The sequence below is a fragment of the Streptococcus sp. bf_0095 genome, from assembly GCF_004166885.1.
Classification (GTDB): Bacteria; Bacillota; Bacilli; order Lactobacillales; family Streptococcaceae; genus Streptococcus.
Genome location: NZ_RCYU01000002.1, coordinates 345290 through 356873, shown reverse-complemented (window position 1 = coordinate 356873; position 11584 = coordinate 345290). Strand labels below are relative to the sequence as shown.

Below are 11584 nucleotides of genomic sequence, written 5' to 3'. Positions count from 1 at the left end.
ATGGAAATGCTATTTGTGGTACTGATTTTTCTTCTATCGATCAGTCTAATCTTGTTGGTGATGTTTCAACCTCGGCAACAACAATCGCTGTCAACAGATGCGACCAGTAACTTAGGGAAGCCAAGCTATTGGCTAGCCCGTCGAGGGATCAAACTAGCGACGCTGATCGTTAGTGTTCTCTTCTTCTTAACCTTGTTTATCTATCTGCTCCTTGCACGGGTTTAGAAGGATAGGAAGGACCTTTTTCTTGAAGGAGAGGCTTTGAATGGGAGCAGAAGTGGGATCGGCATGTCTCAATCTTTTCTTCCTGGTGATAACTATTTTTTATGGAAGGTATATGAAATATATATTTTTCAAGCTTCCATTTCTATGATAGACTAAGTGTCACCAAGAGAAAAAGAGGTACATTTATGACAACATTCCAGATTCATACAGTTGAGACAGCACCAGAAGAGGTAAAAGAGGTTCTTGAAACCGTCCAAAAAGATAATAACGGCTACATTCCGAATCTCATCGGTCTTTTAGCAAATGCACCGACAGCTTTGGAAGCTTATCGTACAGTCGGTGCGATTAACCGCCGCAACAGTTTGACACCAGTTGAACGTGAAGTGGTCCAAATCACTGCAGCGGTGACCAATGGTTGTGCCTTCTGTGTGGCAGGTCATACAGCCTTTTCGATCAAGCAAATCCAAATGAACGATGACCTTCTTCAAGCCCTTCGCAATCGTACTCCAATCGAAACTGATCCGAAGTTGGACACCTTGGCTAAATTCACCTTGGCTGTGATCAATACCAAGGGGCGCGTTGGGGATGAAGCTTTAGCTGAATTTTTGGAAGCAGGTTATAGTCACCAAAATGCTTTGGATGTGGTGCTAGGTGTGAGTCTAGCTAGCCTCTGTAACTATGCCAATAACCTAGCCAACACACCCATCAACCCAGAATTGCAACCCTACGCGTAACCAAAAAAGCTTGTGCGTGACATGATGGAGTTGAGCTTAACAATAAGGAAATGAGAAGTAGCTTTTATACCTACTTCTTTTTTTGATATGCTTCCTTCTCTTTTATGGTATACTGAAAGCGATAAAATGATTGGAGATCAAGATGAAAAAGATTCCTTTAGCATTTTCAGGCTGCCTGTTAGGTTTAGCAGGGGCTGGAAACCTTCTGTCTGATACCTTCCCAGTTCTGGCTCATTTCTTCAGTTTGACGGGTTTGATCCTATGGGTTTTCTTTTTATGTCACCATCTGATTTACTGGTCAGAAACCAAGATCGAACTACAAGAGCCGGCCCTTCTATCTGGGATGGCGACCTTCCCCATGGCTGGGATGATTCTATCGACTTATCTCTTACGACTCTTTCCGACATTTGGAGGACTCGCCCAGGCAGTTTGGTGGACTGCTTTCCTCTTAGATTGTGGCTTGATCTTCTACTTTACCAAGACCCATATATTGGCAAAACCGAGAGCCAATGCCACCCCTAGTTGGACCGTTCTTTATGTGGGGATTGCTGTTGCTGCCTTGACCTACCCAGTGGTAGGGGTGGTTGAGCTAGCCTATCTGACTCTCGGATTTGGCTTTGTCTTAACCTTGATTCTTTACCCACTAATCTATCAGGGGTTGAAAACCAGCCCTTTACCGAGCCACTTATTAGGGCAAGAAGGCATCTATTGTGCCCCCTTTTCTCTTCTGTTAGCGGCCCTGGTTCGTGTGGGTGGAGCCAGTCTACCTGTTTGGCTGTTATCCATCATGGTCGGACTCTCGCAAGCTTTTTATTTCTTCGTTTTAACGCGTCTGCCTAAGATGTTAAAAGAGGGCTTTCAACCAGCCTTTTCAGCCTTAACCTTCCCAACGGTCATCACAGCTACTTCCCTGAAAATGGCCCAAGGCCTATTGCACAGTTCTCTGTTAAGGCCCCTTGTCTGGTTAGAAACCATTCTGTGTCTAGCCATTCTTGTGTCTGTGCTTGTAGGCTTTGTGACTTACAGAAAAGGGGAGAACGAGTATTCCAATAGAAACTAGAGGTCAGAGACGGTTGTCTCGACCTTTTTTGGTTTACTTTCTAATTGAATCCTAGGAATGATTATGGTAAGATGCAATAAATCATTTTTAATCTCCTTCGAAAGGAATGTATGAAATTTATAAAGACAAAGGCCAAGCTCTTTTATCCACTTTTACTACTGGTTTTCTATATCTTGGTTCGGCCACAATTTCGCGAGTTGGCCCAACTAGTCAGCAACCAAGTCGGCCAAGCCCTTAGCTATTTTTGGACCCTTCTCTTTTTAGAGGCAGGTTATTTGATGCTTGTTTTTTCATTGGTAAAGAAGTATAGTCCACGTACGGTCTTTCAGTGGGCGAAGAAGAAACAATTCCTTCCCGCTATCTACGCAACTATATTCTCCAGCTGTGCCATCTACTGGCTGGACTATTTTCTCAGTGGGTTCACCAAAGGACGTCAAGCTATTTATCACTCTTTTCCGGTAACCTTGGAAGCCTTAGGCTCTCTCATCCTTTTTGTCCTAGTGGTCATCATCCGACCGATGACCGTGGAATTGATCTTTCGTGGAGCACTCGTCCAAGCCTATTTTAAAAAATGGCCCTTCTATGCAAGTGTATGGGCGCCAGCTCTTATCTATAGTGGACTTCAATTACTTCACCATCCTTTTACTGTTTTGAGTTTTTTGATCTATACCATCCCCGCCCTGATGTTTGGATTATTGAATGAAAAGACGGGCTCCTTGTATTATCCTATCCTTGCTCATATCGGGCTGAACTTCATTTATAGCTTACCCATCATCTTATCAACCATCCAGCATCTCTTCTCCTAGTCGTTGTGACGGCACTGGTGGAGGCTTCAAACCAAGGGCCAGAAGGTCGTTGGTTTTTTTTGAAATTATGGTATAATAGAATAAATTTAAAAGAGGGAGTGGGAGTTTGAGAAAAAGCTATCGTGTCAAGCGAGAAAAAGATTTCAATGCCATTTTTAAAAGCGGCAAGAATTGTGCAAATAGAAAATTTGTCATCTACCGTTTGCCACAAGAGCAGCCCCATTTCCGTGTCGGCTTATCCGTGAGTAAAAAACTAGGAAATGCTGTGACACGCAACCGAATCAAGCGCTTGATTCGTCATGTTTTAATGAAGCACCAGGATCATCTTGTGGCAGATGATTTTGTTGTGATTGCTCGAAAGGGAGTTGAAGAACTGGATTTTGATCAGGTCGAAAAAAATCTAGTCCATGTATTAAAATTAGCGCAAGTCTATCGTCAGGAAAGGTAATTACGTGAAAAAGAAACTAAAAGTAGCTAGCTTACTCGGAGGGGCCCTCCTTTTATTAACAGCCTGTGGAACGTCTGAAGTGACTTCCCAATCATCAGGAGTTTGGGAAAAATTCGTTTACTTCTTTGCAGAAGTCATTCGTTTCCTTTCTATTGGGGGAAACATCGGAGTCGGGATTATCCTCTTCACTCTCTTGATTCGGACCATTCTCTTGCCAGTTTTCCAATACCAAATGACCTCCTCGCGCAAAATGCAGGAGATTCAGCCACTTGTAAAAGAAATCCAGGCCAAGTATCCTGGGAAGGATTTGGAAAGCCGCACTCGCATGTCAGAAGAAATGCGGGCCCTCTACAAAGAAAAAGGTGTCAAGACTTCCTCTGCCTTCTTGCCATTGCTTGTACAAATGCCAGTCTTGATGGCCTTGTTCCAAGCCTTGAGTCGGGTAGAATTCCTAAAAGTCGGTCATTTTCTTTGGTTGGATATGAGCGCAACAGACCCAACCTTTATTTTGCCAGTTTTGGCAGCCGTCTTCACCTTCTTTAGCACCTGGTTGAGCAACAAAGCCATGCCAGAAAAAAATGGTGGAATGACAGCCATGATGTATGCGATGCCCGTGATGATTTTCTTCTTCGCTATGTACTCAGCCAGCGGGGTTGCTCTCTACTGGGTAGTTTCCAATGCTTACCAAGTTGGGCAAACTTACCTATTGAACAATCCATTTAAGATTATTGCGGCGCGTGAAGCAGAGCAACAGGCAATCAAAGATCTAGAAAAACAAAAACGACGTGCATTTAACAAAGCACAGAAAAAGAAAAACTAAGAAGGAGTTTGACAGATGGTCCAATATAAAGGAGTCAATGTTGAAGAAGCCATTCAAAATGGTTTGAAAGAATTAGATATCCCGCGCATGAAAGCACATATTACTGTCGTTTCTCGTGAAAAGAAAGGGTTCCTCGGTCTCTTTGGTAAGAAGCCAGCTGTGGTAGACATCGAACCAATTGCAGAAACTACAGTGACAAAAGCCAATCAACAAGCTGTTAAGGGAGTTCCTGAGGAAATTAATGCTCAAAACGAACCTGTCAAGAGTGTCAGTGAAGAGACTGTTGATTTGGGGCGCGTGGTAGCAGCGATTAAGAAAGTTGAAGAAGAAGGCCAAGAAGTTTCTGAAGAAGTGAAGGCTGAGATTCTCAAACATGAGAAGGCTCCTGAAACCATTCTTGAAGAACAAGGTCATGGAGAGATTCTCGATTCAAGTCTTAACGAAGCTGAGTCACGCCAAACGTCTGATTTTGCTGGCTTGGGCATTGAAGTAGAAGAAAGCTATGACATTGAAAAGGTTGTCTCTGATGTCACTTCGTATGTTCAAACTGTTATTGATGAAATGGATGTCGAAGCTAGCATCTCAAGCAGCTACAACCGTCGCACTATCAATATGCAGATTGATACCAATGAGCCAGGTCGTGTCATTGGCTACCACGGGAAAGTTCTCAAGGCCCTTCAATTGTTGGCACAGAACTACCTTTACAATCAGTATTCTAAGAATTTCTACATTGCGATCAACGTTAATGATTATGTTGAACACCGTGCAGAAGTCCTTCAAAGCTATGCGCAAAAATTGGCAAGTCGTGCTCTAGAAGAAGGTCGAGCGCAACATACAGACCCAATGTCTAATAGCGAACGCAAGATTATCCACCGCATCGTATCGAAAATGGATGGAGTCACCAGCTATTCTGAAGGAGAAGAACCAAATCGTTACGTTGTCGTCGATATTGAAGGTTAATCTGCCGTCTAAAAAGGAAAATTTCAAAAGGGAGAGAGGGGTGTAAGCTTGCTCTCTCCTTTTCTATTTGGGAAAGGAAGACAAAAATGTATAGTAAGATGAGAGACTTTTTGAATTGTCAGGGGATCAAGTACCTAGCCCCTGCTAAAGCTGGTGAGGATGCAGAGCGAATGGTAGAGTATCGCGAGTTAGGGCAAGAAGCTCGGCAGGAATTCACCCACTTGGTCAGCGATTTTCAGAAGCTCTTTCCGCATTTAAAACAAGATCGGACCAGTCAGTGGATGAATCAAGCTCAAATTCTTCGCCCTCATTTTTGGGCTTATCTCCAAGGAGAGGGAGAGATAGCGGATCCGATGTTTGCCTTGCGACTTTATGGAGATGCGAAGGACTTTGGTGTGTCCCTGGAAGTAAGTTTTATCGAACGCAAGAAGGATGAGGAGAGTCTACAAAAGCAGAACCGCGTTTTAACTCTTCCGGTTTTTTCGCCAGTCTATTACTTCGCCCAAATAGAAGGTGTCAGTCAACGATTCCAAGGGACAGAAGCCAATCGCCAGAGACTTCTCAAAGGTGTGGAAACTGGCCAGGTCCGAAAGGTCTTGGTAAAAGTCGATGTCAATCTATCGCAAGCGACGAGTCGAGATGCCATTCTTGAGGAATTAAAAAAAGGAATGGCTAGCTTGCTTCCCTACTATGAAGCGACTCGTCAAAGGATAGAAGGAGATGCCCAATAAAAGCGGTATCATTGAACCTGCCCCAACAAATTTTTCATAGCTATTGACAAACAGACGTGAATCAGATAGAATAGTAAAGTATGTTTAGTAACTGATCACATTATAGCCGGCTAAACGAATACAAAATCTATGAGGAGGTATTCATCGTGAAACGTACTTATCAACCAAGTAAACTTCGTCGTGCGCGCAAACATGGTTTCCGTCACCGTATGGCAACTAAAAACGGTCGTCGCGTATTGGCAGCTCGTCGTCGTAAAGGACGCAAAGTTTTGGCTGCGTAATTCAGATAAAAAACTAAAAACCAGTAGAAACTCGAGACTACTGGTTTTTGTTTTGCCAAAAGTGTATTCAGCTAGGCTTTCTGTTATAATAGAGTGAGAAAAAATCGAAGAAAAGGATCCATATGCAAATTTTTGATACCCATACTCACCTCAACGTTGAAGAGTTTGCAGGGAGAGAAAAAGAGGAATTAGAACTAGCTAAAGAGCTGGGAGTCTTTGCCCACAATGTTGTTGGCTTTGACAAACCAACCATCGAACGAGCAATAGCCTTGGCCGACCAGTACCCGGAAGTTTATCTCACACTTGGTTGGCATCCTACCGAGGCAGGAGACTATAGTCCTAAGGTAGAGGCTTACCTACTGGAACAGTTGAAACATCCTAAAGTCGTCGCCTTAGGAGAAATCGGTCTGGACTATCACTGGATGACAGCACCAAAAGACGTTCAAGAAAAGGTTTTTCGTCGTCAGATCCAACTGTCCAAGGACTTGGACTTGCCTTTTGTAGTGCATACGCGTGATGCTCTTGAAGATACCTATGCCATTATCAAGAGTGAAGGAGTGGGTCCGCGCGGTGGGATCATGCATTCTTTCTCAGGAAGCTTAGAGGAAGCTAAGCGCTTCATGGATCTGGGAATGATGATCTCTTTTTCTGGAGTGGTCACGTTTAAGAAAGCAACAGATGTCCAAGAAGCGGCAACTGGCCTTCCGCTCGATAAGATCTTGGTTGAGACAGATGCCCCTTATCTGGCACCAGTTCCTAAGCGAGGCCGGGAAAATAAAACAGCCTACACCCGATATGTAGTGGATCATATTGCAACACTACGTGGTTTGACGACAGAGGAAGTAGCTCAAGCCACCTATGACAATGCGAGAAAGGTATTTGGCCTTGACTGAGAAAAGAAAAATACCAGAAGTGATTGTTGTTGAAGGCAAGGACGATACGGCCAATCTGAAACGCTATTATGAGGTGGATACCTATGAGACACGTGGATCCGCCATTAATCAGGATGACCTAGAACGAATTGCCACCTTGCAGGAGTTGCGTGGAGTCATAGTTTTTACGGATCCGGATTACAATGGGGAGCGCATTCGTAAGATCATCATGCAAGAAATTCCGCAGGCCAAGCATGCCTTTTTAAATCGTGGCGAAGCAGTGCCCAAATCAAAAACCAAGGGCTGTTCCTTGGGAGTCGAGCATGCCAGCTTTGAAGACTTAGAAAAAGCCCTTGCTGGACTGGTGGGCTCCTATGAAGATGAGCATTTCTTTGATATTACCAAGTCAGATCTGATGCGACTCGGCCTGCTGATGGGCAGTGACAGTCGCAAACGACGGGAATATTTAGGAGAAGCCTTGCGCATCGGCTACTGCAATGGCAAACAACTGCTCAAACGCTTGGAATTGTTTGGGATTTGTTTGGCACAAGTTGAAGAAACGATGGCTAGTTATTAAAAAAGAGATAGAGGTAGAAGATGGGATTGTTCGACCTGTTTACAGATAAGAAAAAAGTGATCGGCTTTTCTTTGGAGAATGTTCACGCAGAACATCAAAAGAATCCACGGCATTTTTTGATTCCAAGTCAAGAAGAAATCAACCAATTGAAGCTTGGGGACCAGGTTCGCCTCATCTTTGTGCTGGATACAGTCTTGGAGAATGGGTGTCGAGCAGAGCGTATGTGGGTCGAACTCACTGAAATCCGCGATGGGAAGTTCAAAGGACGTTTAACCAATCAACCCGCTTATATTACCTCCATCCAGCTTGGAGATGAGCTGGATTTTGCGCAGGAACATATCGCAAGCCTGATGGTTCCTCCTCTGAATCTTGATACGCAAAAAGGGGCCATGATTACCAAGGATTGCTTCCTACGACGTGAGATTAATTGGGCGATTCACGATGTCCCTCATCATCCACAAGATAGTGGTTGGCAATTCTTTACAGGCTTTGAGTCTCAGGAAGATTTGGACGATCCATCTAAGATCACCATTATCAGTCTTGAAGAGGCCTTGGAAATAGAGCCCTTGTTGGAAACCGTCTTAGATAAGAACGGGGAAGCTTATGTCTACCAAGCGGAGCAGAATGCCTTTGTGGAAGACTGTTAGGCTAGCTTGTAGAGAAACACAAGAGAGATAGAGTGATTATTTCTTACACTAAAAGGATTAGAAAAGAGAAAAAATGAGAATTGCAGATTATAGCGTGACAAAGGCAGTGCTAGAGCGTCACGGTTTTACCTTTAAAAAATCCTTCGGTCAGAACTTCTTGACTGATACCAACATCCTTCAAAAGATTGTGGATACTGCTGAGATTGATAAGCAGGTCAATGTCATCGAAATCGGTCCTGGAATTGGAGCTCTCACTGAGTTTTTGGCAGAAAATGCCGCAGAAGTGATGGCCTTTGAGATTGATGACCGCTTGGTTCCTATCTTAGCGGATACCTTGCGGGATTTTGACAATGTCACGGTTGTCAACCAAGACATCCTCAAGGTAGACCTCAACCAGTACATCGCAGAGTTCAAAAATCCAGAGCTTCCGATCAAGGTAGTGGCCAACCTTCCTTATTACATCACGACTCCCATCCTCATGCACTTGATCGAGTCTAAAATTCCTTTCCAAGAATTTGTGGTCATGATGCAAAAAGAGGTGGCAGATCGCATTTCAGCCGAACCTAATACCAAGGCTTACGGGTCTTTGTCCATTGCAGTCCAATACTATATGACCGCTAAGGTAGCCTTTATCGTGCCTCGCACCGTCTTTGTGCCAGCGCCAAACGTCGATTCTGCCATCCTCAAGATGGTGCGTCGCCCAGAGCCAGCAGTGGCAGTTAAGGATGAAGATTTCTTCTTCTCTGTTAGCAAGGCTAGCTTTGTCCACCGTCGCAAGACGCTTTGGAACAACTTGACCAGCCGCTTTGGCAAGACCGAAGAAATCAAAGCCAAATTGGAAGCAGGGATCCAAGCTGCAGGCCTGCAACCTTCTGTACGAGGAGAAGCCCTTAGCTTAGAAGACTTCGCCCGCTTGGCAGACGGTCTTCTAGAAGCCGGGATCAAATAATAGAAAAGACATGAGATATGAAGCTCATGTCTTTTCCAGTTGTAGAAGGAAAGGACGGGATTTGAACCCGCGCGTGAAGAAAATCCACTTGCCGGATTTCGAGTCCGGTGCCGTACCGAGCTGGGCCACCTTTCCAAGATGCGGAGAAAGGGATTTGAACCCTCACGCCCGAAGGGGCACATGCGCCTGAAGCATGCGTGTCTGCCGTTCCACCACCTCCGCATAGTTCTATTATACTCTTTTTAAAAGAAATGCCAAGAAAAAATAGCATGTTTCTTTTTATCGAACCTATTGAGGAAAAAGAAAGAGGCTGGGAAAATCCAGCCTTTTCTTTTTTTATTTATTCATAACTCAGTTGAGGGTAGAGTTCTTCTTGTTCTGCAGAGGTATCTTTGAGAAGGAAAATGGCCCATAAGAGAGCAAGGATAAAGACGACTAAGCCAGGGATCCCGCCTTCAGGTCCAAACTCACCACCTGTGATAAAGGTCCGGTTTGAAGTCGTGAAGTACATCAGAGAGGATTCACTATCAAAGCCGCTGACATGGAAGCCGTAGACATTTCCCATGATGAAGTTCCAAGCGAAGTGGAAGCCACAAGGTCCCCAGATATTTCCTCTCTTCAAGGCATAGACAGCTGTGAAGAGACCGAAAACGAAGAGGTGAACTGTTGAGAGCCAGGAAGCTCCGTTGTTGTTCAAGTGGAAGTAGGAGAACATGGTAGAAGAAATGAGGATGGCTAAGTAAGCATTCTTATGGTAAGAAATAATCGGAATCAACCAACCACGGATATAAATTTCTTCGGCTACCGTTTGAAAAATATAGCCAATCAGAACCAAGATCCAAGATACGAGGAAAGGAAGACTAAATTGAATACGATCGAAACGGACATCGCCAGTGATGAAGAAGACGATTAAGACCGTAGTAATCATAATGGCACCGACCAAGACACCCTTAGCGAATTCGGAGAGACCATTTCCTTTGGAAAAGCCCATGGTTCGAATCGGTCGTTTTTCAATGAGTTTCACCCAGAGGAAGAAGACAATGATGGTGTAGAGGAAGGACAAAAGATCCAGAATATTCCACCAGTCGGGAATCCAACTTTGTTTGTTCAAAAAGAAGTTTGTGGAAGCAGTACTGATCGGAGACATGTACTGGGTGATGTAATAGAGAATAAAGGGAGCTAAAAACCAAGGGGTTAAAAACTTCCCTTTCTTTACATTAGAAACGAGAGGGTTACTCTTGGAAAGAAATGAAAAACTCATAAAGGACCTCCTTATAACTGGCAGGGATTAGTAAGAAAGTCAGAAATTAGGCACCAAAAAAAGGCTTCTTTCATTACTAATCAGGTAGCTTCGTCAAGAAATGTATCAGTCTCCGTCACTTCCTTTCTATAAAATAGTTTGGACTTCCCACGATAGGCATATATATTATGTCCTTCTCCTCTATTATAAACCTATCTGAAAACGTTTACAACCCCTTGTCTGCATCTTGCTCAAAAAAACTGGATGAACTTCTTTTTTCCTACCCAAGTCAGTAAGCGCTATCGTATATTTTTTGATATAATGGTAGTATTAACTTTAAAGGAGTGCTAGTTGCAAGGAACGATTGTTAAAGCCTTGGCCGGTTTTTATTATGTGGAGTGCGAGGGAGAAATTTACCAAACACGCGCCCGAGGAAATTTCCGGAAAAAGGGACAAACTCCCTATGTTGGAGATAAGGTAGAATTTTCAGCTGAAGAAAATTCGGAAGGCTATATTTTAAAAATATTCCCAAGAAAGAATAGCTTAGTCCGTCCACCCATTGTGAATATAGATCAGGCTGTCGTCATCATGTCTGCCAAAGAGCCAGATTTTAATGTTAATTTATTGGACCGCTTTTTAGTCCTCTTGGAACAAAAAGTGATTCATCCGATTGTCTATATTTCAAAAATGGACTTACTAGAAGATCCAGCTCAGATGCTTCCTTTCCAGGAAGTCTATCGCAAAATGGGCTATGACTTTGTCACGGACAAGGAAGAGCTCTTGCCTCTCTTGAAGGATCAGGTGACGGTCTTTATGGGCCAAACAGGAGTGGGGAAATCCACCCTCTTGAATACCTTGGCTCCGGAGTTGGAACTAGAGACAGGAGAAATCTCCGACAGTCTTGGACGCGGCCGCCATACGACGCGAGCTGTCAGTTTTTATGATCTCAATGGGGGCAAAATTGCGGACACTCCTGGCTTCTCCTCTCTAGATTATGAAGTCGATAATGCGGAAGATCTGAATCATGCTTTTCCAGACATTGCCAAGGTGAGCCAGGATTGCAAATTCCGTACTTGTACCCACACACATGAACCATCCTGTGCCGTCAAGCCTGCTGTTGAGGAAGGGATCATAGCTTCCTTCCGCTTTGAGAATTACTTACAGTTCTTGAGCGAGATCGAAAATAGGCGAGAAACCTATAAAAAAGTATCGAAAAAATTACCCAAATAAGGAG

15 protein-coding genes and 2 tRNA genes are annotated in these 11584 nt (G+C 43.9%); 14 read left to right on the top strand and 3 right to left on the bottom strand.

What is annotated here, in order from left to right:
* The 13 genes from EAI95_RS06410 to rsmA all read left to right on the top strand — a co-directional run bounded on the left by EAI95_RS06410 (window position 1) and on the right by rsmA (window position 9110).
* Window positions 1–225 (top strand): accessory secretory protein Asp5, encoded by a 225-nt coding sequence (locus tag EAI95_RS06410; RefSeq protein WP_129269911.1) that lies wholly within the window; start codon window positions 1–3, stop codon window positions 223–225.
* Between the two features lie 185 nt (window positions 226–410).
* Window positions 411–959 carry a carboxymuconolactone decarboxylase family protein gene (locus EAI95_RS06405; protein WP_023024535.1) on the top strand — a complete coding sequence of 183 codons (549 nt, stop codon included), beginning with the start codon at window positions 411–413 and terminating at the stop codon, window positions 957–959.
* A gap of 142 nt (window positions 960–1101) precedes the next feature.
* On the top strand, window positions 1102–2019 hold the full coding sequence (locus EAI95_RS06400) for a TDT family transporter (protein WP_129822515.1): 918 nt from the start codon (window positions 1102–1104) through the stop codon (window positions 2017–2019).
* Window positions 2020–2129: 110 nt separating this feature from the next.
* On the top strand, window positions 2130–2825 hold the full coding sequence (locus tag EAI95_RS06395; protein WP_129822514.1) for a type II CAAX endopeptidase family protein: 696 nt from the start codon (window positions 2130–2132) through the stop codon (window positions 2823–2825).
* 106 nt (window positions 2826–2931) lie between these two features.
* Window positions 2932–3273, top strand: coding sequence for a ribonuclease P protein component (gene rnpA / locus EAI95_RS06390; RefSeq protein WP_048690882.1), 342 nt, complete (start codon window positions 2932–2934; stop codon window positions 3271–3273).
* A gap of 4 nt (window positions 3274–3277) precedes the next feature.
* Entirely contained in the window at window positions 3278–4093 is an 816-nt protein-coding gene (locus tag EAI95_RS06385) for a YidC/Oxa1 family membrane protein insertase (RefSeq protein ID WP_048715693.1), read from the top strand.
* 15 nt (window positions 4094–4108) lie between these two features.
* Window positions 4109–5053: an RNA-binding cell elongation regulator Jag/EloR gene (jag, locus tag EAI95_RS06380; RefSeq protein WP_129822513.1), complete on the top strand. Its 945-nt coding sequence runs from the start codon at window positions 4109–4111 to the stop codon at window positions 5051–5053.
* An 86-nt stretch (window positions 5054–5139) separates the two neighbouring features.
* Window positions 5140–5784: a hypothetical protein gene (locus EAI95_RS06375; RefSeq protein ID WP_048715697.1), complete on the top strand. Its 645-nt coding sequence runs from the start codon at window positions 5140–5142 to the stop codon at window positions 5782–5784.
* A gap of 146 nt (window positions 5785–5930) precedes the next feature.
* A complete protein-coding gene (rpmH, locus tag EAI95_RS06370) occupies window positions 5931–6065 on the top strand; it encodes a 50S ribosomal protein L34 (protein WP_003003086.1) in 135 nt (44 codons plus the stop codon).
* Window positions 6066–6187: 122 nt separating this feature from the next.
* Entirely contained in the window at window positions 6188–6958 is a 771-nt protein-coding gene (locus EAI95_RS06365) for a TatD family hydrolase (protein WP_048715699.1), read from the top strand.
* Window positions 6930–7514, top strand: coding sequence for a ribonuclease M5 (gene rnmV, locus EAI95_RS06360; protein ID WP_173018618.1), 585 nt, complete (start codon window positions 6930–6932; stop codon window positions 7512–7514). Before EAI95_RS06365 ends, rnmV begins: the two co-directional genes overlap by 29 nt.
* 20 nt (window positions 7515–7534) lie before the next feature.
* Window positions 7535–8161: a DUF2185 domain-containing protein gene (locus EAI95_RS06355; protein ID WP_048715703.1), complete on the top strand. Its 627-nt coding sequence runs from the start codon at window positions 7535–7537 to the stop codon at window positions 8159–8161.
* A 73-nt stretch (window positions 8162–8234) separates the two neighbouring features.
* Window positions 8235–9110 carry a 16S rRNA (adenine(1518)-N(6)/adenine(1519)-N(6))-dimethyltransferase RsmA gene (gene rsmA / locus EAI95_RS06350; RefSeq protein WP_048715706.1) on the top strand — a complete coding sequence of 292 codons (876 nt, stop codon included), beginning with the start codon at window positions 8235–8237 and terminating at the stop codon, window positions 9108–9110.
* Between the two features lie 46 nt (window positions 9111–9156).
* Here the strand turns inward: rsmA and EAI95_RS06345 are convergent.
* From EAI95_RS06345 to EAI95_RS06335, 3 genes are all read right to left on the bottom strand, one after another.
* Window positions 9157–9245: transfer RNA gene (locus tag EAI95_RS06345), tRNA-Ser, on the bottom strand.
* Between the two features lie 4 nt (window positions 9246–9249).
* Window positions 9250–9332, bottom strand: a tRNA-Leu gene (locus EAI95_RS06340).
* A 118-nt stretch (window positions 9333–9450) separates the two neighbouring features.
* The gene (locus tag EAI95_RS06335; protein ID WP_129822511.1) at window positions 9451–10371 is read right to left on the bottom strand and encodes a type II CAAX endopeptidase family protein; all 921 of its coding nucleotides are present in this window, start codon (window positions 10369–10371) and stop codon (window positions 9451–9453) included.
* 330 nt (window positions 10372–10701) lie between these two features.
* Between EAI95_RS06335 and rsgA the strand changes: the two genes are divergently transcribed.
* A complete protein-coding gene (rsgA, locus tag EAI95_RS06330; protein ID WP_048715710.1) occupies window positions 10702–11580 on the top strand; it encodes a ribosome small subunit-dependent GTPase A in 879 nt (292 codons plus the stop codon).
* Window positions 11581–11584 lie beyond the last annotated feature (4 nt).

What these genes read in the sequence shown, in the direction of transcription:
- EAI95_RS06410 (WP_129269911.1), top strand. Translation starts at nt 1, where the DNA reads ATGGAAATGCTATTTGTGGTACTGATTTTTCTTCTATCGATCAGTCTA.
- EAI95_RS06405 (WP_023024535.1), top strand. Translation starts at nt 411, where the DNA reads ATGACAACATTCCAGATTCATACAGTTGAGACAGCACCAGAAGAGGTA.
- EAI95_RS06400 (WP_129822515.1), top strand. Translation starts at nt 1,102, where the DNA reads ATGAAAAAGATTCCTTTAGCATTTTCAGGCTGCCTGTTAGGTTTAGCA.
- EAI95_RS06395 (WP_129822514.1), top strand. Translation starts at nt 2,130, where the DNA reads ATGAAATTTATAAAGACAAAGGCCAAGCTCTTTTATCCACTTTTACTA.
- jag (WP_129822513.1), top strand. Translation starts at nt 4,109, where the DNA reads ATGGTCCAATATAAAGGAGTCAATGTTGAAGAAGCCATTCAAAATGGT.
- EAI95_RS06375 (WP_048715697.1), top strand. Translation starts at nt 5,140, where the DNA reads ATGTATAGTAAGATGAGAGACTTTTTGAATTGTCAGGGGATCAAGTAC.
- EAI95_RS06365 (WP_048715699.1), top strand. Translation starts at nt 6,188, where the DNA reads ATGCAAATTTTTGATACCCATACTCACCTCAACGTTGAAGAGTTTGCA.
- rnmV (WP_173018618.1), top strand. Translation starts at nt 6,930, where the DNA reads ATGCGAGAAAGGTATTTGGCCTTGACTGAGAAAAGAAAAATACCAGAA.
- EAI95_RS06355 (WP_048715703.1), top strand. Translation starts at nt 7,535, where the DNA reads ATGGGATTGTTCGACCTGTTTACAGATAAGAAAAAAGTGATCGGCTTT.
- rsmA (WP_048715706.1), top strand. Translation starts at nt 8,235, where the DNA reads ATGAGAATTGCAGATTATAGCGTGACAAAGGCAGTGCTAGAGCGTCAC.
- EAI95_RS06335 (WP_129822511.1), bottom strand. Translation starts at nt 10,371, where the DNA reads ATGAGTTTTTCATTTCTTTCCAAGAGTAACCCTCTCGTTTCTAATGTA.